This is a genomic window from Thermomonospora echinospora (genome assembly GCF_900108175.1).
Lineage (GTDB): Bacteria > Actinomycetota > Actinomycetes > Streptosporangiales > Streptosporangiaceae > Thermomonospora > Thermomonospora echinospora.
Map to the genome: position 1 here is coordinate 271,991 of NZ_FNVO01000005.1, position 20,263 is coordinate 292,253.

At 71.6% G+C, this 20,263-nt stretch carries 29 protein-coding genes; all 29 read left to right on the plus strand.

Annotated features, from left to right (window positions below; genetic code table 11):
- Positions 1 to 50: 50 nt before the first annotated feature.
- On the plus strand, positions 51 to 359 hold the full coding sequence (locus C4U03_RS14315; protein ID WP_103938234.1) for a hypothetical protein: 309 nt from the start codon (positions 51 to 53) through the stop codon (positions 357 to 359).
- The gene (locus tag C4U03_RS14320; protein ID WP_235017856.1) at positions 356 to 1,063 is read left to right on the plus strand and encodes a RuvC family protein; all 708 of its coding nucleotides are present in this window, start codon (positions 356 to 358) and stop codon (positions 1,061 to 1,063) included. Before C4U03_RS14315 ends, C4U03_RS14320 begins: the two co-directional genes overlap by 4 nt.
- A complete protein-coding gene (locus C4U03_RS14325; protein ID WP_103938236.1) occupies positions 1,060 to 1,848 on the plus strand; it encodes a ParB/RepB/Spo0J family partition protein in 789 nt (262 codons plus the stop codon). The genes C4U03_RS14320 and C4U03_RS14325 overlap by 4 nt, the downstream gene beginning before the upstream one ends.
- On the plus strand, positions 1,845 to 2,360 hold the full coding sequence (locus C4U03_RS14330; RefSeq protein WP_103938237.1) for a hypothetical protein: 516 nt from the start codon (positions 1,845 to 1,847) through the stop codon (positions 2,358 to 2,360). The genes C4U03_RS14325 and C4U03_RS14330 overlap by 4 nt, the downstream gene beginning before the upstream one ends.
- Positions 2,360 to 2,596 carry a hypothetical protein gene (locus C4U03_RS14335; RefSeq protein WP_103938238.1) on the plus strand — a complete coding sequence of 79 codons (237 nt, stop codon included), beginning with the start codon at positions 2,360 to 2,362 and terminating at the stop codon, positions 2,594 to 2,596. Before C4U03_RS14330 ends, C4U03_RS14335 begins: the two co-directional genes overlap by 1 nt.
- Complete coding sequence (locus tag C4U03_RS41125) at positions 2,593 to 2,958, plus strand: hypothetical protein (RefSeq protein WP_200827233.1); 366 nt, start codon at positions 2,593 to 2,595, stop codon at positions 2,956 to 2,958. Before C4U03_RS14335 ends, C4U03_RS41125 begins: the two co-directional genes overlap by 4 nt.
- 657 nt (positions 2,959 to 3,615) lie before the next feature.
- The gene (locus C4U03_RS14350; protein ID WP_103938240.1) at positions 3,616 to 4,053 is read left to right on the plus strand and encodes a hypothetical protein; all 438 of its coding nucleotides are present in this window, start codon (positions 3,616 to 3,618) and stop codon (positions 4,051 to 4,053) included.
- A complete protein-coding gene (locus C4U03_RS14355) occupies positions 4,050 to 4,277 on the plus strand; it encodes a hypothetical protein (protein ID WP_103938241.1) in 228 nt (75 codons plus the stop codon). Before C4U03_RS14350 ends, C4U03_RS14355 begins: the two co-directional genes overlap by 4 nt.
- Complete coding sequence (locus tag C4U03_RS14360; protein ID WP_103938242.1) at positions 4,274 to 4,744, plus strand: hypothetical protein; 471 nt, start codon at positions 4,274 to 4,276, stop codon at positions 4,742 to 4,744. Before C4U03_RS14355 ends, C4U03_RS14360 begins: the two co-directional genes overlap by 4 nt.
- Positions 4,741 to 5,580 (plus strand): hypothetical protein, encoded by an 840-nt coding sequence (locus tag C4U03_RS14365; protein WP_103938243.1) that lies wholly within the window; start codon positions 4,741 to 4,743, stop codon positions 5,578 to 5,580. Before C4U03_RS14360 ends, C4U03_RS14365 begins: the two co-directional genes overlap by 4 nt.
- Before the next feature lie 103 nt (positions 5,581 to 5,683).
- Positions 5,684 to 5,962: an endonuclease domain-containing protein gene (locus C4U03_RS14370; RefSeq protein WP_103938521.1), complete on the plus strand. Its 279-nt coding sequence runs from the start codon at positions 5,684 to 5,686 to the stop codon at positions 5,960 to 5,962.
- Entirely contained in the window at positions 5,959 to 6,402 is a 444-nt protein-coding gene (locus C4U03_RS14375; protein WP_146087378.1) for an AAA family ATPase, read from the plus strand. Before C4U03_RS14370 ends, C4U03_RS14375 begins: the two co-directional genes overlap by 4 nt.
- Positions 6,403 to 6,596: 194 nt before the next feature.
- On the plus strand, positions 6,597 to 7,004 hold the full coding sequence (locus tag C4U03_RS14380; protein ID WP_235017857.1) for a terminase small subunit: 408 nt from the start codon (positions 6,597 to 6,599) through the stop codon (positions 7,002 to 7,004).
- Between the two features lie 19 nt (positions 7,005 to 7,023).
- Positions 7,024 to 8,532: a hypothetical protein gene (locus tag C4U03_RS14385; RefSeq protein WP_103938245.1), complete on the plus strand. Its 1,509-nt coding sequence runs from the start codon at positions 7,024 to 7,026 to the stop codon at positions 8,530 to 8,532.
- 9 nt (positions 8,533 to 8,541) lie between these two features.
- Complete coding sequence (locus tag C4U03_RS14390; protein WP_103938246.1) at positions 8,542 to 8,721, plus strand: hypothetical protein; 180 nt, start codon at positions 8,542 to 8,544, stop codon at positions 8,719 to 8,721.
- Complete coding sequence (locus tag C4U03_RS14395) at positions 8,718 to 9,914, plus strand: phage portal protein (RefSeq protein WP_103938247.1); 1,197 nt, start codon at positions 8,718 to 8,720, stop codon at positions 9,912 to 9,914. Before C4U03_RS14390 ends, C4U03_RS14395 begins: the two co-directional genes overlap by 4 nt.
- A complete protein-coding gene (locus C4U03_RS14400) occupies positions 9,911 to 10,582 on the plus strand; it encodes an HK97 family phage prohead protease (protein ID WP_103938248.1) in 672 nt (223 codons plus the stop codon). Before C4U03_RS14395 ends, C4U03_RS14400 begins: the two co-directional genes overlap by 4 nt.
- Positions 10,583 to 10,727: 145 nt before the next feature.
- Positions 10,728 to 12,131 (plus strand): phage major capsid protein, encoded by a 1,404-nt coding sequence (locus C4U03_RS14405; RefSeq protein WP_103938249.1) that lies wholly within the window; start codon positions 10,728 to 10,730, stop codon positions 12,129 to 12,131.
- 70 nt (positions 12,132 to 12,201) lie between these two features.
- Entirely contained in the window at positions 12,202 to 12,417 is a 216-nt protein-coding gene (locus tag C4U03_RS14410) for a hypothetical protein (protein ID WP_103938250.1), read from the plus strand.
- Between the two features lie 3 nt (positions 12,418 to 12,420).
- Positions 12,421 to 12,990 (plus strand): hypothetical protein, encoded by a 570-nt coding sequence (locus C4U03_RS40415; RefSeq protein WP_160146985.1) that lies wholly within the window; start codon positions 12,421 to 12,423, stop codon positions 12,988 to 12,990.
- Entirely contained in the window at positions 12,990 to 13,448 is a 459-nt protein-coding gene (locus C4U03_RS14420) for a hypothetical protein (RefSeq protein WP_103938252.1), read from the plus strand. The genes C4U03_RS40415 and C4U03_RS14420 overlap by 1 nt, the downstream gene beginning before the upstream one ends.
- Positions 13,449 to 13,459: 11 nt before the next feature.
- Positions 13,460 to 13,675, plus strand: a complete 216-nt coding sequence (locus tag C4U03_RS14425; protein ID WP_103938253.1) for a hypothetical protein — start codon at positions 13,460 to 13,462, stop codon at positions 13,673 to 13,675.
- A complete protein-coding gene (locus tag C4U03_RS14430) occupies positions 13,675 to 14,703 on the plus strand; it encodes a phage tail tube protein (protein WP_103938254.1) in 1,029 nt (342 codons plus the stop codon). Before C4U03_RS14425 ends, C4U03_RS14430 begins: the two co-directional genes overlap by 1 nt.
- Before the next feature lie 6 nt (positions 14,704 to 14,709).
- Positions 14,710 to 15,228: a hypothetical protein gene (locus C4U03_RS14435; RefSeq protein WP_103938255.1), complete on the plus strand. Its 519-nt coding sequence runs from the start codon at positions 14,710 to 14,712 to the stop codon at positions 15,226 to 15,228.
- Positions 15,225 to 15,683: a hypothetical protein gene (locus tag C4U03_RS14440; protein WP_103938256.1), complete on the plus strand. Its 459-nt coding sequence runs from the start codon at positions 15,225 to 15,227 to the stop codon at positions 15,681 to 15,683. Before C4U03_RS14435 ends, C4U03_RS14440 begins: the two co-directional genes overlap by 4 nt.
- A gap of 93 nt (positions 15,684 to 15,776) precedes the next feature.
- Positions 15,777 to 18,785, plus strand: coding sequence for an NlpC/P60 family protein (locus C4U03_RS14445; protein ID WP_103938257.1), 3,009 nt, complete (start codon positions 15,777 to 15,779; stop codon positions 18,783 to 18,785).
- Positions 18,782 to 19,240: a hypothetical protein gene (locus tag C4U03_RS14450; protein WP_103938258.1), complete on the plus strand. Its 459-nt coding sequence runs from the start codon at positions 18,782 to 18,784 to the stop codon at positions 19,238 to 19,240. Before C4U03_RS14445 ends, C4U03_RS14450 begins: the two co-directional genes overlap by 4 nt.
- A complete protein-coding gene (locus C4U03_RS14455) occupies positions 19,240 to 19,941 on the plus strand; it encodes a hypothetical protein (protein WP_103938259.1) in 702 nt (233 codons plus the stop codon). The genes C4U03_RS14450 and C4U03_RS14455 overlap by 1 nt, the downstream gene beginning before the upstream one ends.
- 3 nt (positions 19,942 to 19,944) lie before the next feature.
- Positions 19,945 to 20,262 (plus strand): hypothetical protein, encoded by a 318-nt coding sequence (locus C4U03_RS14460; RefSeq protein ID WP_103938260.1) that lies wholly within the window; start codon positions 19,945 to 19,947, stop codon positions 20,260 to 20,262.
- The last annotated feature ends 1 nt before the right edge of the window (position 20,263 follow it).

A 20,263-nucleotide genomic window follows, 5' to 3' on the forward strand; every position in this document is an offset into this window, starting at 1 on the left:
GAAACCGGCCGGACCCTGCGCCACCTCACCCGCCACCGGGACGGTGACCAGTGAGACCGATCGCCTACAAGATCCCGCTCACCGACGGCACCATCGGCCAGCACGCCGGACACCCCACCACCGTCCCCGGCCTGCTCATCTCCCAGCGCTACCGCCCCTGCCAGCTGCACGAATCCACCTGCTGGCGGGTCGTGCACCACCGCTCCGGACGCGGCGCGCCGTTCTGCTTCGAGAGCCCCGAGGCCGCGCTGGAGCTGGCCCGCCGCATGGCCCGGCTCGGCTGCTGGCGGGTCGACGAGATCACCGTCATCCGCCGGGTGACCGTGATGGTCGGCATCGACAACGAGGTGACTGGGTGATGGAACCGCTGTTCGACACCAAGGACCGGGCGTCCGCACTCCTCCCTGCGGACGCCCCGGCCGGGCCCGCGACCCCCGCGACGGGCCCGGCCACCCCAACCGCCCGGGCTGAGCAGAGGCAGGGGAAGGCCTCGCTCAGCCCGGGCCCCCGGGTGCTGGGACTGGACCTCAGCCTCACCAGCACCGGCCTCGCCTACGCCGACGACCGCGGCACCATCGCCATCCGCGCGATCACCACCACCAAACAGGGCGACACCATCACCGACCAGCACCACCGGCTCAGCCGCATCCTCGAGGAGATCTGGCGACCCATCCACATGGGCCACCAGCCCGACCTCGTCGTCCTCGAAGGCCCGTCCTACGGATCGAAGGGCGCCGGAACCTGGGACCGCGGCGGGCTGTGGTGGCTGGTCGTCTCCCACTTCCTCACCCAGCGCATCCCGCTCGCGGTCGTACCGCCGGCGCTGCTGAAGAAGTACGCCACCGGCAAAGGCGGCGGTAAGGACGCCTCCAAAACCGCCGTCGCCTCCACCGCGGCCAACCGGTACGGGCGGGTGTTCGCCAGCGACGACGAGGCCGACGCCTACGTGCTGTGCGCCATGGGCCTCGACCACCTCGGGCACCCGCCGGCGCCCGTCCCCCAGACCCACCGCCAGGCGCTGGCCAAGGTCGCCTGGCCCACCGCCCGAATCGAGACGCCATGACCGCCACACCGGCGCGCGGCGACGCCACCGCGCACGTCCTCGCGCAGAAGATCACCGTCCTGCGCATCGAGAAGATCGAACCCCACCCCTCCAACGTCCGCGAGGACCTCGGCGACCTCGGCGACCTGTCCCGCAGCATCCGGCAGCAGGGCATCCTCCAGCCCCTCATCGCCCAGCCCAGCCCCGACCAGCCCGGCATGTACCGGCTGCTGGCCGGACACCGCCGCTACGCCGCCGCCCTCCTGGCCGGCCTGGACGCCGTCCCCGTCATCATCCGCCACGGCGTCACCGACTCCGGCGCCCTGGAGCTGATGCTGGTCGAGAACTGCCAGCGGCAGGAACTCAACGCCATGGAACGGGCCGAGGCCCTCGGCGCCCTGATCAACCGCGGCTACACCCAGCACCAGATCGCCCAGAAGACCGGCATGTCCCAGTCGTGGGTCGGCTACTACCTCACCCTCCTGGACCTGGACGAGGACGCGCGGGAGAAGGTCCGCACCGGCGAACTGGCGGTCACCACGGCGATCAACGCCGTCCGCAAGACCCGCAAGAAGACGCGCCGCAAGAAGGGGTCGACGGCCACCTACGCGTGGGAGCCCGACCACCTCACCGACCGGCACCCGCTGGCGCGCACGGCCCGGCGGCTGTGCGACGCCCGCGACCACACCATGCGCCGCCGCATCGGCGACACCGCGTGCGGCCAGTGCTGGGAGACCGCGATCCGCCTCGACGAGCGCACCGTCATGGGCGCCGTCACCAACACCAAGGGAGACACCACCAAGTGACTGCGATCAAGCTGGACAGCAAGCTGGGACGCAGCGCCACCGATGCGCTGGAGCCCCACGTCCTGCCCCTGTACGGACGGCTCGGCGCCCGCATCGTCGCCGTCCTGGAGTTCGAGGCCATCGAACGCAACCAGGTCGCCGAAGACGCCGACAAGGACGCCTGGGTCAAGCTCCGCATCACCGGCATGGAGATCCCCACCCGCGAGCAGGAGAACGCCCTGCGGGAGGCCATGCGCGTCCTGTACCTCCAGCGCACCGCGTTCGGGACGCTGGAGGAGGACGGCAGCATCGAACTGTCGGAGGACACCCTCAAGCACGCCGCCGGTGTCCTGGCCGACATCGAGGCCGCCAAGCTCCGCGCGGGCGTCGCCCACTGGGCCGGCCGGGTCCGGCGCACGACCGGCGCCGCGAAGGACTTCACCGTCGCCGAGCTGCTGGCCGAGATGCGGCAGATCCGCGACGGCCTGGACGCCCTCCTCGACCGCGGGCAGCTGGCCCTCGAGGACGCCTGATGGGCTGGCCGCTGGACAACCGCGCCGAACTCGCCGACAAGATCGACCACGAAGGCGGCATCTGGGCCGCCCTCGAGTACGGCATCGCCGCCGACGACATGCCCGCGGGAGACGAGGAACTCCGCGAGCGGTGGATCGAGCTGGCCGGCGCGTTCGGTGAGGCCCGGGACGCCTGGAACCGGGTCCGGGAGCTCCTCCCCGAGCCCGGCGCCACCCCCGACGAGGACGAGGCATGACGGCCGGCCAGGACGACACCTGCCGCATCGTGGACATCGACGGAACCCCCGTCCGCGTCCGCGGCGCCGCCGACATGGACGCCACCGACCGGGCCATGCTCGGCGAAGTGGTGGCCGCCGCCCGACGCAAGCACGAACAGGAGACGCCCACCGACCGGGCCGCCCTCACCTGCCCCGTGCCGAACTGCGGACACCGCAAACAGGCCCGGCAGTACCTGTGCCGCGGCTGCTGGGCCACCCTGCCCCGCCACGCCCGCACCGCCCTGTCCCGCCGAGACGACAAGGCGATGCGCCGCCTGTCCGAACTGCTCGACCAGGTACGCGACGGCGTGCCCCTCCACCAGGTCCGCGTCCAGCCGTGACCGGACCCTGTGACGTGCCCCGGGCGGAACCCGCCGCCCGGGGCGCACCCCTGCCCACACCCAAGCGCAAGGGCCGCCCCCGGCCCCGGCGCAAACGCCGCCGCACCAAGCGCCGCTAGCAGACCCCACCGACAACCAACCGCAACGGCTCGAATGGAGCAACCTTGGCCCGCATCCGGTCGATCAAGCCGGGCTTCTTCACCTCCGAGGACGTGTCAGAGCTGCCACTGCGCGCACGCCTGACATGGATCGGCCTCTGGACGCACTGCGACGACCAGGGCCGCACCAAGGACAACGTGAAGCTCATCAAGGCCGCCCTCTGGCCTTTGGATGCGGTGTCGCTGAAGGACATCGAGGAGGACCTGACCCTGCTCGCCGCCCGCGGGCGCATTGTGCGCTACGAGATCGACGGCAAGCGGTACCTGGCGGTCACGAACTGGCATGTCCACCAGAAGGTCAGCAAGCCCACCCCGAGCCGCATCCCGCCGCCGCCCCGGGCCGGCGAGCGGCCCCCGGCGGCCCCCGAAGACCCGGAACCGACCCCGCCGAACCCTGTGGATAACCCCGAAGAGAGTTATCCACAGGACCCCGGAGAACCGGACACAGACAACCAAAACGACTCCCGGAATCCTCCCGGAACCCTCCCGGAACCCTCCGGTGGGGAAGGGAAAGGAAGGGAAAGGAGAGGAAAGGATCAGTCCGCGCGCGCGTGCGCGCGAGGCCCGACGCTGGCTCCACCGCAACTACGGACTGACCGACGACGAAGCCGACGCGGTCATCACCGAAGCCGAACGCCGCGCCCCCAACCCGATCACCCACCTCGTGCCGTACCTCGCCGGCATGGCCGACCGCGGAGACCTCGCCGACATCGTCGCCGCCGTCCAGGCCACCACCGAACCGCCGGACACCCCCGACCCCACCGAGCCCGGCCCGGCCCCCGACCCGGCGCCGGCCAGCACCGAACCCGCCTGCCCCCGCCACCCGCACGGGGCGGCCATCGACCCCAACCCGCCCACCGGATGGGGCAACTGCCTGATCTGCAACACCCACCGCCACCGCGCCAACCGGCGCGAACGGCAGGGAGCCGAACCATGACCGACGACCCCACCCCCATGTCCGCCGTTCCCGAACTCCTCGCCCTCGCCGCCAAGACCCGCCACGACATCGACCAGCGGGACCTGGAAGGCGCCATCAGCGACGCCATCACCCGCCGCGGCTGGCCCTGGACCCTCGCCCACACCGCCGGGATGCTCGCCCGCGGCGAGCAGGTCCGGGACCTGCGCAATGCCATCGGACCGATCGGAAGGAAGACCCGATGACCCTCGGTGAACTCATCGCCGCCCTCGAAGCCGCCGACCCCACCAAGGTCGCCCCCAACGGCTTCGCCAACCCCCACTCCTACCGGGGCTACTACGAGGACCTGGCGTTCGAGCCCGCCCGCAACATCACCATCGGCGCCATGCTCGCCGCCGCCCGCTCCGCCGTCGGCACCACCTACCAGGGGTGGAAGGGCGGCGACTACACCATGACCGCCGACACCGACGTGTGGCTGGCCGACGAGGGCTACTGCGGTGAGACGCTCGGGCCCACGCTGCTCAGGCTCATACTGGAGGGCGCCCAGGACGCGCCCAGTCTGCGCGACCGGCTCCGCGAGGCGCTCACCCGGCCGCTGCCGTGCCCCCGCTGCGGGAGCACCCGGCCCTGCCGCTGCTACGTCGAGGCCACCGAGAAGACCGACGCCCGTCTCGACGCCCTGATGGCCGTGCTGGACGAGGAGACCCGTTGATCCCCTGCCCCGTCGAGACGTGCGACCGGCCCCGGCGCGGCACCGAGCAGATCTGCTCGGCCTGCGCGGGTGAGCTGATCCGCGCCCTGGACGCCGTCCCCGCCCTCGCGCGCGAGCTGGACGTCACCCTGGCCCGGCAGACCAGCACCGGCACCGGCGGACGCTCCACCGAGATCCCGCTTCCCTACGACCCGCGCGCCGGCGAGGCCGCCTCAGTGCTGCGGTCCGCCCTCGTCGGATGGGTGCGGGCGATCTGGGAGGGCCACGAGGACACCGCCCGCGTCGAAGGGCCGCGCTGCCGGTCCTGCTCGCACCCCTCGTGCCGTCTGATCGCCGACCTCGCGGTGCTCACCACCCGGCCCGCCGACACCCTCACGAGCATGGCCGTATGGCTCTCGGCGCTCCACAGGCGGCTCGTAGGCCATGCGGCGGCCGAGGAGGCGCACGGGGAGATCGTGGCGGCCGTGCGGGCCGTGCGGACCGTCGTGGACCGGCCCGCACCTCTCGCCTTCGCCGGACGCTGCCCCGACTGCAGTACGGCCCTGTACGCCCGCCCCGGCCGAGCCCGCGCCACCTGCCGTGAATGCGGCCAGCGCACCGAGGTCGCCGACCAGCTCGACCAGATGCGCGCCGCCGTCGAACACCAGCTCGCCCACTCCGTAGCCATGGCCGGACTGCTGGACCACCTCGGCGTGCGGGTACCCGCCGCCACCATCCGCTACTGGGCGCAGGCGGGGCGGCTCGTGCCCCACGGACGCGACCAGCGAGGCCGGCCGCTCTACCGGGTCGGGGACGTGCTCGACCTCGCGCTGAAGCGGCCCGTCAAGGCGGGTTAGGCGGGTTAGTTGCTCGGCGTCACCACCATCAGTACGCTGTGATCAGCTAGAACACGTAGGCCCGGGACTCACCTCCCGGGCTTCGTTGCGTCCGGGGGTGAACATGCCCAGCGAAGGCAGCACCACCGCACGCGGCTACGGCTACAACCACCAGCAGCTACGCAAGGCCCTGCTCGCCAAACTCAAGGCCAGGCCCGGCCAGCCCTGCCCCCACTGCGGACACCCCATGCACCCCGACCAGGCGCTGGACCTGGACCACACCGACGACCGCACCGCCTACCGCGGCCTGGCCCACCGCTCGTGCAACACCGCCGCCGGCGCCCGCAAGCTGGCACGGCGGCGACGCAAGGCGAAGGCGGCCAAGCTCACAGGCCGGTGGTGAGCGTGCTCACCGTCGTGGTCGGCCCGCCCTGCTCCGGCAAGACCACCTACGTCCAGGCCCACGCGCAGGACGGCGACATCGTCATCGACCTCGACCTGATCGCCCAGGCCCTCGGCTCCCCCGTCACCCACGGCCACGCCGACGCCATCACCCGCACCGCCCAGGCCGCGCGCCGTGCGGCCATCACCACCGCCATCCGCCAGCACCACCGAGGCGCACGCGTGTGGATCGTCGAGTGCGACCCCAGCCGGCAACGCCGAGCCGAGTACCACCGGGCCGGCGCCCGCTTCGTGCCGATGCAGGCCAGCCGTGCCGAGCTGCACCGCCGTGCGGCCGACCGGCCACCGCACTGGCACACCCTCATCGACCAGCAGCTGGCCCGGCAGTCACCGCAGACCCACGACCGGGACGCCCGGACCACACGCACGGGCCGGTGGTGACCTGGTCGGCACCACCGCAGGTCAGAGGCCCGAGCCACCTCGATCAACGGTACTCGCATCGTCGCAGGTCAAAGGCATGATCCGTTTTAAGGGGACCGGACCTATAGACCCCGCATGCCGTCAACATTTCTCCCCCCGACCGACCCCCCACCCTAGGAGGTACACGGGTGCCCCCTAGGCGCACGCTGAAGGCCGTGGAGCCTCAGACGAACGATCGGGAGACCCCCAACCTGTGTCAGGCCGTCTTGGGGGCTCTGGAGGCCATGACCTGGCTGACCGAGTCGGATTCGGCGCTGATTGCGCTCGCTCTGCGGTATGCCGACGAGATCGAGCAGGCGACCGAGCAGGCCGCCGAGCTGGAGCGGCTCACCCGCGATCTGGCGGGCGACGAGGGGGCGTACAAGCGCCTGAAGGCGCTGGAGGCGAAGGTCGATGTGACCAAGCGGGTCGGGTGGCTGGGCCCGCAGTTGCAGGGCGTCCTGCGGGACCTGGGCGGCACGCCGGCGGCGCGTAAGGCGATGGGTGCGGACAAGCCGGTGGGGGGTCGTCTTGCAGAGCTTCGCCGTGGCGCCGGTAAGGGTGCTGGGAAGTACGACTCCTAGGGTCTGGACGCCCCCGCTGGTGCAGGGGCGGCCGGGCCCGTGCGGGTGCGGGTGCGCGCTCACCCCGGCGACGTCGCTGGGCTTCTCTGCGGTCGACTTCGCCCGGGACGTGCTCGGGATCGAGCCGCTGCCGTGGCAGCGCTGGCTGCTGATCCACGCGCTGGAGCTGCGCCCGGACGGCCGGTTCCGGTACCGGACGGTGCTGATCCTGGTGGCCAGGCAGAACGGCAAGACGTCCCTGGTAGAGATCAAGAACCTGTGGAAGATGTACGTCTTGCAGGTGCCGCTGGTCATCGGGACCGCGCAGCAGCTGGACAAGGCCGAGGAGTCCTGGAACAAGGCCGTCGAGATCGTGGAGTCGATCCCGGAGCTCAAGGCCGAGATCAAGCACATCGACAAGACCAACGGCAAGAAGGCCCTGTCGCTGGTCGGCGGCCCTCGATGGAAGATCGAGACCGCCTCACGCCGGGGCGGCCGTGGCCTGTCGGGCGATGACGTCAACCTGGATGAGCTGCGCGAGCACCAGCACTGGGACGCCTGGGGTGCGGTCACCAAGACCACGATGGCCCGCCCGAACGCCCAGGTGTGGGCCTTCTCGAACGCCGGCGACGATCGGTCGGTAGTGCTCAACGACCTACAGGCCAAGGGCCGTGCGGCGGCCGGGAACCCGGACGCCGCGGACCTGACGCTGGGGTTCTTCGAGTGGTCGGCGCCTGACGAGGTGGCCTGCACCTGTGGGCGCCCGGAGGGTGTCCATGCTGTGGACTGCGCGCTGGCCGACCGGCGGTACTGGGCGATGGCGAACCCCTCGCTGGGCTACACCATCACCGAGGAGGCGCTGGCGTCCGCGCTGGCGACCGACCCGGACCCGGTGTATCGGACCGAGTGCCTGTGCCAGCGGGTGCCGGACCTGCAACCGGACTGGGCGGTCATCGGGGAACGCGCATGGAGCGTCCTGGTGACCGACCCGCCCGACCCGGCCGGGCTCAAGCCGGTGGCGTTCGCGGTGGACGTCAACCCCGAACGGTCGCATGCCGCCGTCGGGGTGGCCGGGCGGCTGGGCGGGCTGCTGTACGTGGAGGTCGCCGCCTACGAGCGCGGCACCGACTGGGTTCCGGCGTGGCTGACCGAGCGGTCCGGCGCGTGGGGGCCGTGCGCGGTGGTGGTCGACCGCAACGGCCCGGCCGGGTCGCTGATCGCCGACATCGAGGCCGCCGGGGTCACCGTCCGTACCCCGTCCGGGAACGAGGTCGCCCAAGCGTGCGGCGCCCTGTACGACGCGGTGGTCCGGCCACCGGACGCTCCCGAGGACTGGGCGCCGCGGCTGCGGCATCCCGGGCAGGAGGAGCTGGACGACGCGGTGCGGCGGGCGGCCCGCAAGGACCTGGGGGACGGGGCGTGGAAGTGGGCGCGGACCACGTCCACCGCCGACATCTCCCCGCTGGTGGCGGTGACGCTGGCGGCGTGGGGACAGGTGAAGTTCGCCGGCCCGGCCGCCGACTACGACGTTGCCGAATCGATCTACTGAGGGGGTCGGGTGCGCGAACTGGTGACGACCCTGCTCGACGCGGTGGGCCTGGGTCTGGTGGCGGCCGGTGCGGCGGCTGCGGTGTTCCCGCTGGTGGGCTGGGCTGGCCTGGCGCTGGCGGGTGGGGTGGTGCTGGCCGGGTCGTGGTGGGCGGCCCGGCCGGCGCGTCCGGCGGGTGATGGCCGGTGAGCCTGTTCTCCCGGCGGCACGCCGCCTTGACGGTGCTGGCCGACCAGCTGATCCCGGCGCGTCCGCAGCGGTCGGGTACGCCGACGGTGACACAGGAGACGGCGCTGCGGCACAGCGCGGTGTGGGCGTGCCTGCGGCTGCGCGCCGACCTGGTGTCCACGATGCCGGTGGATGTGTTCCGGCGCGTGGCCAGGCGGCAGGTGGAGGTGCCCAGGCCGCCGGTGCTGGTGGCGCCCGGCGCCACGGTGATCACCACGAACGGCGACCGCGTGGACCTGGGCGAGTGGCTGTACGCCACGCAGATGGACCTGGACCGCGGCGGCAACGTCTTCGGTCTGATCACCGAGCGGGACGGGATGGGGCTGCCGGCGCGGATCGACCTGGTGCCGCTGGCGGACGTGACGGTGGTGATCCGGGACGGGGTGCTGACCTACCGGATCGCCGGGACGAAGTACGAGCCGCACCAGGTGTGGCACGAGCGCCAGTTCACCGTGGCGGGGCTGCCGGTGGGCCTGTCGCCGGTGGCGTATGCGGCCTGGAGCATCGGCGAGTACCTGAGCGTGCAGGACTTCGCGCTGGACTGGTTCGGGTCGGGCGCCATTCCCAGCGCCCACTTGAAGAACACGGTCAAGCAGACGCTGACGGCCGGCGAGGCGTCGGTGGCCAAGGAGCGGTTCAAGGCGGCGGTGGAGGGCCGGGACCTGTTCGTCACGGGCTCGGACTGGGAGTACTCCATGATCCAGGCCGAGGCGGCCGGGGCGGACTGGCTGGAGGCCAAGCGGTTCGGCATCGGCGACATCGCCCGGTTCTTCGGCTGCCCAGGTGACCTGATCGACGCGGCCGTGTCCACCGGCAGCATCACCTACGCGAACATCACGCAGAGGAACCTGCAGTTCCTCATCATGAACCTGGGGCCGACGATCATCCGCCGGGAGAACGCCCTGTCGCGGCGGCTGCTGCCGCAGCCGAGGTTCGTGAAGTTCAACACCGACGCGCTGCTGCGGATGGACCCGCAGACCCGCGCGCAGACCATCAAGACGCAGCTGGACGCGCGGATCCTGGCGCCGTCGGAGGCGCGGGAGCTGGACAACCGGCCGCCGTTCACCGACCAGCAGCTGGCCGAGTTCGACCGGCTGTACGGGGTGCCCCGAACCCAGCCGTCCACCGCAGCAGCGACAGGAGTGACCCCATGAGCGAGCTGATGCGCCGGGCCGCCGAGGCTCGCGCCCAGCACATCCGCCAGCGCGCCGACCGCCCTTCGCAGCGGCGCTGCGCCGAGCACCCCGCCGCCCGAGCCGCGGCCCGGGTGCCCGCCCGGGTGGAGCTGCGCGAGGCCACCGGGGATGGCGGGCTGCTGGAGTTCATCGGCTACGCCAGCGCCTACGAGTACGGGTACGAGATGTGGGACTACTACGGCCCGTACACCGAGATCGTGTCGGCGGGCGCGGGCGCCGAGTCCCTGGCGCGGGCGGACCTGGACGTGCCGCTGGTGCTGGGGCATGACCAGCTGCGCCGGATAGCCCGCACCATCACCGGCACGCTCACCCTGACCGAGGACGAGCGCGGCCTGTCGGTGCACGCTCCGCAGCTGGACCCGGCCGACTACGACGTGGCGTACATCGCGCCGAAGCTTCGCGCGGGGCTCATCGATGAGATGTCGTTCGCGTTCCGGATCGAGTCGGGCCAATGGTCGCCGGACTACACCGAGTACCGGATCACGAAGTACGACATCCACCGCGGTGACGTCGCGATCGTCGGCTACGGGGCGAACCCGGCGACGGACGCCGCCCTGCGCAAGCAGCGGCAGCCGGAGCCCTCCAGCCGGGCCCGGGCGCTGCTGGAGATCGCGCTGGCCCGCTGACCCACCACTGGACTACCCGCCACGGGCGGGTTGCTTGCCCTGCGCTCTGCGCGCACGAGCCCATCCGGCGCATGTGCCTCGGATGGCCGTCTGACCTGGACCGGGGCGTCACCGAATCCCATCGAGAACAAGGGAGACGACGAGCATGACGCTCGACGACCTGATCAATCAGGCGCGCCAGGCGCTGCAGGAGGCGCTGGCCGCGCGGCAGCGGGAGCAGGACGCGCTGATGGCGCTCCGTGAGGACCCGAACCTGACCGAGGACGCCGTGAGCGAGCGCGTCGCGGCCCGGGACGCGGCCGACGCGGAGGTCACCCGCCGCCAGGAGGCCCTCGACGGGCTGCTCGCCGAGCAGGCCCGCGAGGAGGAGATCGCCGCCCTCCAGGCCCGCATCACCCCGACCGACGTCCGCCGCCCCGCCTACGACCAGGTGGCGCGCGTCGGTGCCGAGGAGCGCACCTACCGGCCCGACACCGACCCGCGCGGCGCGCGGTTCCAGCGCGATGTCATCGCCGCGGTCCGCGGGGACTATGAGGCCCAGGGCCGCCTCGCGCGGCACATGCAGGAGGAGCGCGTGGAGCGCGCCGCCGCGCTGACCGGTGGGGAGGAGCGGGCCGTGGGCACCGGCGCGTTCGGCGGGCTGGTCATCCCGCAATACCTGGTGGACCTGTACGCCCCCCTGGCGCGCACCGCGCGCCCCTTCGCCGACGCCTGCCGGCAGCACCCGCTGCCCGCCCAGGGCATGACGGTGGAGCTCGCGCGGGTGACCACCGGCACCAACGTCGACAACCAGGCCAACCAGCACGACGCGGTGGCCGAGACCGACATCGACGACACCACGCTGTCCATCCCGGTCCGCACCGCCGCCGGCCAGCAGACCGTCTCCCGCCAGGCCCTGGAGCGGGGCGCCGGCGTGGAGGAGGTCATCCTGGATGACCTGTTCCGGGCCTACGCCACCCGCATCGACACCACGATGATCAACGTGGCCACCGTGGGCCTGTCCGCGGTCGCCACCGCAGTCACCTACACCGACGCGAGCCCCACTACGGCCGAGCTGTACCCGAAGGTGATCGAGGGTCTGGCCGGTGTCGAGGCGTCCCTGCTCGACCAGGCGAGCGGCGACAACCTCGCGGTCATGCACTCGCGCCGCTGGTACTGGATGCAGAACGCCATGGGCAGCTCCTACCCGCTGATCACTCAGCCGGGCGTCGTGCCCCAGACCCTCGGCGCGAACTACGCCGAGGTGTACGGCCGGGGAGTGCGCGGCATCCTGCCCAACGGCACGCCGGTGATCGTGGACAACAACATCGCCACCAACCTCGGCGCGGGCACCAACGAGGACGAGGTCTACCTGGTGGACCGGCGCGAGTGCCACCTGTGGGAGGACCCGTCCGCCCCGATGTACATCCGCGCCGAGCAGACCAAGGCCGCGACCCTGGGCGTGCTCATGGTCGTGTACGGCTACTACGCCTTCACCTTCCAGCGGCAGCCGCACGCCCGCAAGATCAGCGGCACCGGCCTGGTCACCCCGACCTTCACCGGCGCCTGACCACACCCGTCGACGCGCGTCCGGGGCCCGCACCGCGGGCCCCGGCGCCGTGAGGAGGAACGGAGGAACGATGGCCGACGAGCCGCAGACCGAAGACCCGATGGTCGCCGCGCTGCTGCGCGAGCGCGCCGGCTACGTGCAGCGCGGCCTGGACGACCGGGTGGCGGCCGTGGACGAGCAGCTGAAGCTGCGCGGCCACACCCCGCCCGACCAGGACGCGACCCTGCGCGAGACGGACCCGCCGCGGCGCCGCACCCGCCCCAAGAGCACCACGGCCAAGGACTGACCCGTGGGGGCGCTCGACATCATCTCGACGACCGACGCCAAGGCCCAGCTCAACATGTCCGACTCCACGTCGGACACCGAGCTGGCCGGCTACGTCTCGGCGGCCTCCCGGGTGGTGGAGAAGTATGTCGGCGCAGTCATCCACCGCACGGTCACCGACACCTTCGACGGCGGCCGCTCCCAGCTGCTGCTCAGCACTCTCCCGGTGGTGTCGATCACCTCGGTGACCGACACCGGCACCGCGCTGGCCGCTGACGGCTACACGGTCGACCTGCGGGCCGGGGTGCTGACCCGCCTGGTCGGCACCAGCCCAACGCCGTTCGAGGCCGGCTATCAGAGCGTGCAGGTGGTGTACACGGCCGGGCAGGCGGCGGACATCGCCGCGGTGGCCGCCGACCTGGCCGACTACCGGCTGGCCGCCCTCATCATCGTGCAGCACCTGTGGGAGACGCAGCGCCCGGCCGCCCGGGGCCCATTCGACCAAGGCGCCGACGACTACGACCCGCGGTACTCCTACAGCATCCCGCGCAGGGCGCTGGAGCTGCTCGGCGAGCCGGTCGGAGGGATCGCCTGATGGCCAGCAAGGTTCCCGACGCGATCGACCGGCTGTATGCCCTATTCGAGGCGGCGCTACCCGCTGCAACGGTGGTCGACGGGTTCCTGATCGCCTGGCCCCCCGGCGACTGGGCGGTGGTCGGTGGCGACGGTGCCGTCTCGGAGGAGGAGGACGCCGCCCGTTCCACCCAGATGTGGAAGGGCCTGGGCGCACGGATCCGTGACGAGTCGATCGACGTGATCTGCGCCGTCGGCAGTTCGACCGGCAACACCGAGGACGGGCCCCGCACCCGCCGGCAGGCGGCCTACGCGATGCTCACCGCGATCGAGGCCGGCCTGCGCGCCGACCCGGGTCTGGGGGGTTTCACGACGGGTGGGGCGGCTGCCATCACGGACCAGGCGCTGCGGTACGTCGCCAACGACAAGGGCACTGCGGCGGCGATCGTCTTCACGATCAACGTCCCGGTCCGCTCCTGAAGGAGAGAGGCATGCGCAAGAAGTTCGTCGGGCCGGTGAACCCGGGCCCGGACGGCAAGGACATGGGCCACGACGTGGTCATCGGCGGCCGGTCGCTCGGCAACGTCAAGCGAAACGACGTCATCGAGGTGCCCGCCGACATCGCCCAGATGGACCCGGCACCGGTGTGGCCGGAGGGCCTGTGGGAGGACGCTCCCGCCAAGAAGAAGAGCGAAGGTGAGAGCTGATGGGAACCCGGTCGGGTCTGGACGCGCAGCTGGGGTTCGCGGCTGAGAGCGTCTATGGAACGGGAGTCGTGCCGTCCCGGTTCCTGGAGTTCGACGAGGAGGACCTGCGGGAGACCCCCACCTGGTTGGAGGGTGAGGGGATCCGCGCCGGCAGGAAGTACAAGCGGTCCAGCCGTCTGTCGATCTCCCGGTTCGACGTGAAGGGCAAGGTCGACCTGAAGGCGCCGTCCAAGGGTCTGGGTCTGCTGCTGAAGCACATGATCGGGTCCAGCGCGACGGCAACGCAGATCGCGAGCACCACGGCCTACAAGCAGATCCACACCCCCGGCGACCACGTCGGCAAGTCGCTGACGTGGCAGGTGGGGCGGCCGGAGCCGGGTACGGGCACTGTGCGCCCGTTCACTTACCTGGGCTGCAAGTGCCTGTCCTGGGAGCTGTCCGTCTCCGACGGCGAGCACGTCAAGCTCAGCACGAACTGGTCGGGCCGGGAGGAGAGCACCTCGACTGGCCTGGCCGCCGCGTCCTACGCCAGCGGGGCGGGGCTGTACAACTTCTCGCACGCGTCGCTGAAGCTCGGCGGCACCGCGTCCACGTCCAGCGGTGAGATGTCGGTGTCGGGCGGCAGCGCGGTCACCACCGTCATCAACTCCATCAGCATCAAGGGTGAGAACCCGATGGCCGACGAGCGGTACGGCATCGGCAACAGCGGCCGCAAGAGCGAGCCGCTGGAGAACGACTACCCCACGCTGACCGGCAGCCTCGACGCCGAGTTCAGCAAGGCTGAGCTGTACGACGTGTTCAAGTCGGCCGACTCCATCCCGCTCGAGCTCGTCTTCGCGTTCGGCGACGCCGGCGGTGGCAACCCCTTCGAGCTGTCGTTCATCGGGCCCGCGATCACGATGAAGGAGGCGGCCCCCAGCGTCAACGGGCCCGGCCTCGTGCGGATGAGCACGGAGTTCGAGGTGTACGACGACGAGACGAACGCCCCCTACCAGTTCCGGTACGTCTCCACCGACACGACGGTCTGAGACGCCATGGAGGTGCACGTCCGGCACAGCGACCTGCGCGAGCTCGGCCGCGACTTCCGCGCGGCCGGGCGCCGGGACCTGTCGCGGGACATGCTCAAGGAGATGCGCGGCAGCGTGAAGCCGATCGTTCCCCAGCTGCGGTCGGCGCTGCGCGGTAGCCCATCGCGGACCGGCGACCAGCGGACCGAGTCCGCCCGCCAGGCCCGGCCGCGGGGGCTGCGCGATGCGATGGCGCGCGGCGTCCAGACCAAGGCGTCCCTGGCCGGGCCGCGGGTCGGCGTGCGCCTGCGCATCGACCCGCGGCATTTCCCGGACAAGCAGAAGAGCCTGCCGAAGTACCGGGAGGGCGTGCTACCTCGCTGGCGGTCCCCGAACTGGGGACGGGACGAGTGGAAGCAGCAGCAGAGCCACCCGGTGTTCTTCCCGACGATCCGCCCGCACATCCCCCGCGTGCAGCGGGACCTGCGCCGGATCGTCGATGAGTACGTCGACCGCGTCGCCCGAGAAACGGACACCCCCGAATGATCATCATCTCCCATAAGTGCCTCGTCGCCGGCTGCCCGGAGACCTCCCACAAATGGGAGTGGAACGGACAGCCGACCCTGCGTGAGCTGCTGTACGTCCAGGAGACCCTCGGCATGGAGCCGGCCGAGTACCGCGAGGCGCTCAACTCGGCGATGACCGGGCTGACGACCGCGGGCATCAAGGCGGCGCTCATGATGGTCCATCTGCTGCATCGGCGGGACGGCATCCTCACCCCGTTCGAGGACGTCGACCTGGACCCCACCCAGCTGGAGACCATCCTCGACCCGGCGCCGGACGACCCTGCCGAGAGCGAGGGAAAAGGTACCGGCACGCCGACGACTCCCTCCCGCCCCCTCGACGACGCCACGAGCTCAACATCTGGCCCCGCAGCCGAGGAGGGCTCAGAGCCCAGGTCGTCCACTACGCCGCCGACCTCTGGCGGTGGTACGGGCTGACCGTCGTCACCGTGTGGGACGTCGACCCGCCGACGTTCTCCGGGCTGATCACCGGCATCGACCGGGCGCGCGAAAGGGAGGAGGTGACGCCAGGTGGCTGACGAGCGGCGCAGAGTCCAATTCGACTTCATCGGCCGCGACCAGCTGTCGCAGGTGATGCGGCGCATGGGCGAGGACGCCGAGAAGCTCGACGGGCAGATGGCCGCCATGGGCGCCGCGGCCGGCGCGCTGGCCGGGCCGATCGCCGCCGCCGGCGCCTCCTTCCTGGGCTTCGCCGCCGTCGCGCGCCCGGCGATCATGGGCGTGGTCGAGGCGCAGGAAGACCTGGTCGGCAGTTGGGAGGACCTGAGCAGTACGCAGCGGGTCAGTGCTGCCGGGCTGCGGGACCTGCGGGGCGAGTTCCAGGAGCTCGCGGCCTCCTATGAGCCGCAGGCCCTGGCCATCTTCAACCAGGTGATGGACGACGCCACCGACCTGTTGCCGGAGTTCACCAAGCTCGCGGACGCCGGCGCGATCGGCGTGGACAGCCTGGTCGATCGGCTGGGCGCTTTCGCCACCGGTCCCGAGGTCGCCTCGTTCGTACAGTTCGCCGCGGAGACCGGCCCGGAGGCGATGGACCAGCTGGGGCAGGCGGCCACCACCACTGGTGAGATCGCTCTCCAGACGGTGCAGGACATGGCGCCGCTGGGCCTGAGCATGTTGCAGCTGGCCAACGGCACGCTGTCGGCGGTGAACGCCGCGGCGTCCTGGAATCCGGCGCTGGCGCAGATGGCCGTTACCACGCTGCTGCTGCGCGGCCCCCTCACTGCGATGGTCGGTGGCGTCGGGGGCATGGCCACCCGGATGCGGGAGGCCGCCGCCCCCACCCAGAACCTGTCCCGCGGGCAGAAGGCGCTGAACCTCGCCGCCGCGGCCGGGCCCGGCCTGTACATCGCGGCCGGAGCGGCGCTGGGCTTCCTCGCGGTCAAGACGCTGACGGCCAAGTCCGAGACGGAGAAGATGGCCGACTCGCTCCGGTCGACGTACCGGGCGTTCGGCAACAACGTCGAGGGCTTCCAGACCTGGGCCGGTGTGCTCCGGACCCAGTTCACCCAGGCGGTGGGCGGCGCCGACGTCGCGCTGCGGAAGGTCAACATCGGCGGGCGCGAGATGGAGGCCTGGGTCGACACCTCGACGGGCAAGGTGCGGATCCTGTCCTCCGGCCAGCAGGACCTCGCCGACAAGATCGCGTTCGCGGACGGGCATGTCCGCAAGCTGAACGGTGCCATCGCCCAGGTGGCGTCCACGTTCGGGATCTCCCAGGACGCGGCCAAGCGGCTGGCCGATGCGGCGGGCGTGGACCTGGCGGCGAGCCTGGACAAGTCGGGGAACCTGACGCAGGAGGCCGTGCTGAAGCTGGGCGCCTACCGCAGCGCGGCCCAGCAGGCCAACGACCCGTCGTGGCGTCTGTCGCAGACGATGAAGATCCTGGCCGACAATACGAGCACGGCTGAGCAGCGGACGCAGGCGCTGACCAGCGCGTACAACGCCGAGCTTGGTCCGGCCATCGCCGCGATCAACGCCAACCTTCAGCTGAAGGACGGGTACGCGCAGCTGTCGGAGCAGCTGTCCAAGGCCAAGGCCCGGATGAACGGCAGCGGCGAGGCGTCCCGCCAGCTGCAACAGAACCTCGTCCAGCAGATCGACACCGTGTGGCGGCTGTATCAGGCCAACGTCGAACAGAACGGGACCACCGAGCAGGGCACCGCCGCCGTGCGCCGGCAGCTGCCGGTGCTGTACGCGCTGGCCGGCCGCAACACCGAGCTGCGCAAGCTGGTGGACGCGCTGGCCCGCAGCACGGGCAACGTCACCGGCGTCACCGACATCTCCCGGCGGTCGTTCCTGCGGATGGCCGAGTCGATGAGGATCGGCCGCGCTGCTGCTGAGCGGCTCTGGGACGAGCTGAAGCAGATGAAGGACCGCAAGGTCGACATCCTCGTCCACGGCAAGGGCAACTGGAGCGTTGGCGGCGCGCACCCGGGGGCGAAGTTCCCGGGCATGGCGGCCGGGGGTGCCGTGCCGCTGGTGTCCGGCGCCGAGCCCGGCAAGGACAGCGTTCCGGCGTTGCTGATGCCGGACGAGCACGTCTGGACCACGAGGGAGGTCGCCGCCGCCGGCGGACACGAGGCGATGTTCCGGCTGCGGAAGGCGGCGCTAGCCGGGCACCTGAAGGGCTACGCCAAGGGCGGCCCGGTCAACATGACCTCTGCGCGGGTGTCTCCGCAGCGGGCGGCCGACATCATCACCGAGCCGATCTGGGAGGGCATGACCGGGCTGGTCGCCTCGATCGGCCGGGAGATGGGCCGCCAGTGGAAGAAGTACATGATGTCGGGCGGCGGTGTGGTTGCCGCGGCCCGGTCGATGATTGGCTACCCGTACAGCTGGGGTGGTGGCGGAAAGGGCGGCCCGTCCTACGGCATCGGCCGCGGCGCCCGGACGTTCGGCTTCGACTGCTCAGGTCTCACCGAGTACGCCTGGTGGAAGGGCCGCGGCATCTCCATCGGCGGCACCACCTACAGCCAGCACCCCAACAGCGTGGCGATCGGTACGCCGAAGCCCGGCGCGCTGGGCTTCCCCCACATGGGCCACGTGGTGATCGCCAGCAACCGGCCGGGCTACATCATCGAGGCGCCCTACACCGGCGCGCACGTGCGCGAACGGGCAGCCTCCAGCGGCTACGACTGGCGGTGGCCAAAGGCGGCCTTCTACGCCGGCGGCCCGGTCAAGCGGCTGGGTGAGCTGGCCACCACCCCCATGGCACTGCGCGCCGAACGGGAGATGGCCCGCCTCGCCCAGGTCATCGGCAACCCGTCCCGGCGCCGCGCGCACGGCGGCCCCATATCGGCTGGCCTGCCGTACCTGGTGGGCGAGATGGGCCCGGAAGTCGTCGTGCCCCGCGTCGGCGGGACGGTGCACCCCGCCGCCAGCGCCGCCGGCGGGACGACCATCACGATCGAGCGGCTGGAGCTGCGCTTTGCCGATGACCGCAACCTGGTCGAGAAGGGTCGCCAGTTCGCCGAGGCATTGCGCGCCTACAAGTCCAAGGGAGGGCAGCTCCCATGAGCGGCAGTGACGGCGTGTTCACCGTGGCCAAGGGCCGGGTCGGCCACTATGCCGGGCTGCCGGCCGCCGATGACGTGCTGGTCGGTGTGCTCCTCCAGGCCGATGGGCTGGAGGACGACAGCGTGCTGGCCGATCACGACACCCTGGCGTCGGTGCTGTCCGGAGGGAACGCTGAATGTGACTTCACCGGCTACGTGCGGCAGGTCCTGGCCGGGGTCGCCTGGGTGGTGGACGACGACGCGGGCACTGCGGACGGCAGCGTCGATGTCATCGTGTGGCCGTCGGCGGGCGGCGCCCACAACAACGCGGTGGGCAAGCTGCTGATCTGCTACCGGCCGGCGGCGGCCAGCACCGATGAGGAGATCGTGCCGCTGACCTTCCACTCGGTGGACGTGGAAACGAACGGGAGCACGGTCAGAGTGCGGCTGCCGTCCGGGTTTGTGCGGGTGGCGTGATGGCCGTCGCCTTCGTCGCCGCGACCGCGAACGCGGTCAACTCCACCACGTTGCCCCTGACGTGGCCGGCGGTGTCCAGCGGGCATGTGGCGCTGCTGGGCTGGTCGGGCCTGTCGACCGCGGTGTGGACGCCGCCGGCCGGGTGGACGCTGCTGGACGCGGTCACCGCCGACAGCGGCAACCACGCCTCCCGCGTCTACTGGCGGCCGTGCGACGGCAGCGAGTCGGGCACGATCACCCTGACGCACGACACCCTCAACAAGCAGTCCGCGGTCCTGATCGTCTGGTCCGGCGTGGACACCGCGACGCCGATCGACGCCTACGCCGTGCGCGACGAGAACACCGCGGGCACCTCGCATGCCTCGCCGTCGGCGAGCGCCACCATGGCCGGGGTGGTGGCCGTGGCCATGGTGTCCGAGCGGGTCACCGACTCCACCCCGTCCTACACCGCGCCGGCCGGGTACACGATCCGGGCGCAGCCGACGCCGATCGGGCTGGGCGGGTCGGTGTCGCTGGCCATGGCCGACCTGCTGACCGGCACCGGCGGCGCCACCACCGTCACCCCGGGCGCGTGGACCGGGACCGTGTCCACCGCCAACGTCCTGACCTGGACGATCCTGCTGCGCCCGCTCGTGGTCGTGGCTGGGGCGTCCCCTGTTCCGTCCGCCGCCCGGCGGCTTCGCCCCCTACTCGTGAGGTGACTCATGGCAATCGTCGTTGGCACGTCCCTGGACGCCGCCGCCACTCCGGGGCCGGGGGCGGTGGTGGACTGCGAGGCCACCACCTACCGGCTGCACACCGCAATCGTGACCGTCGCCGGCACGGCAGTGACCGACGTACAGGTGGCCCTGGAGGTCTCGCACAACACGACGGACTGGGCGCTGGCCGAGACGCTGGCGCTGCCCGGCGCGGGCTGCCAGCAGGTGACCTTCAGCAGCGCCGCCCGATACCTGCGGGCGAACCTGACCACCCTGAACGGTGATGCGGACACCACGGTCACCGCCGTCATCTCCAACGGCTGAG

What these genes read in the sequence shown, in the direction of transcription:
- C4U03_RS14325 (WP_103938236.1), top strand. Translation starts at nt 1,060, where the DNA reads ATGACCGCCACACCGGCGCGCGGCGACGCCACCGCGCACGTCCTCGCG.
- C4U03_RS14335 (WP_103938238.1), top strand. Translation starts at nt 2,360, where the DNA reads ATGGGCTGGCCGCTGGACAACCGCGCCGAACTCGCCGACAAGATCGAC.
- C4U03_RS41125 (WP_200827233.1), top strand. Translation starts at nt 2,593, where the DNA reads ATGACGGCCGGCCAGGACGACACCTGCCGCATCGTGGACATCGACGGA.
- C4U03_RS14355 (WP_103938241.1), top strand. Translation starts at nt 4,050, where the DNA reads ATGACCGACGACCCCACCCCCATGTCCGCCGTTCCCGAACTCCTCGCC.
- C4U03_RS14360 (WP_103938242.1), top strand. Translation starts at nt 4,274, where the DNA reads ATGACCCTCGGTGAACTCATCGCCGCCCTCGAAGCCGCCGACCCCACC.
- C4U03_RS14370 (WP_103938521.1), top strand. Translation starts at nt 5,684, where the DNA reads ATGCCCAGCGAAGGCAGCACCACCGCACGCGGCTACGGCTACAACCAC.
- C4U03_RS14400 (WP_103938248.1), top strand. Translation starts at nt 9,911, where the DNA reads ATGAGCGAGCTGATGCGCCGGGCCGCCGAGGCTCGCGCCCAGCACATC.
- C4U03_RS14405 (WP_103938249.1), top strand. Translation starts at nt 10,728, where the DNA reads ATGACGCTCGACGACCTGATCAATCAGGCGCGCCAGGCGCTGCAGGAG.
- C4U03_RS14410 (WP_103938250.1), top strand. Translation starts at nt 12,202, where the DNA reads ATGGCCGACGAGCCGCAGACCGAAGACCCGATGGTCGCCGCGCTGCTG.
- C4U03_RS14420 (WP_103938252.1), top strand. Translation starts at nt 12,990, where the DNA reads ATGGCCAGCAAGGTTCCCGACGCGATCGACCGGCTGTATGCCCTATTC.
- C4U03_RS14425 (WP_103938253.1), top strand. Translation starts at nt 13,460, where the DNA reads ATGCGCAAGAAGTTCGTCGGGCCGGTGAACCCGGGCCCGGACGGCAAG.
- C4U03_RS14430 (WP_103938254.1), top strand. Translation starts at nt 13,675, where the DNA reads ATGGGAACCCGGTCGGGTCTGGACGCGCAGCTGGGGTTCGCGGCTGAG.
- C4U03_RS14435 (WP_103938255.1), top strand. Translation starts at nt 14,710, where the DNA reads ATGGAGGTGCACGTCCGGCACAGCGACCTGCGCGAGCTCGGCCGCGAC.
- C4U03_RS14440 (WP_103938256.1), top strand. Translation starts at nt 15,225, where the DNA reads ATGATCATCATCTCCCATAAGTGCCTCGTCGCCGGCTGCCCGGAGACC.
- C4U03_RS14450 (WP_103938258.1), top strand. Translation starts at nt 18,782, where the DNA reads ATGAGCGGCAGTGACGGCGTGTTCACCGTGGCCAAGGGCCGGGTCGGC.
- C4U03_RS14455 (WP_103938259.1), top strand. Translation starts at nt 19,240, where the DNA reads ATGGCCGTCGCCTTCGTCGCCGCGACCGCGAACGCGGTCAACTCCACC.
- C4U03_RS14460 (WP_103938260.1), top strand. Translation starts at nt 19,945, where the DNA reads ATGGCAATCGTCGTTGGCACGTCCCTGGACGCCGCCGCCACTCCGGGG.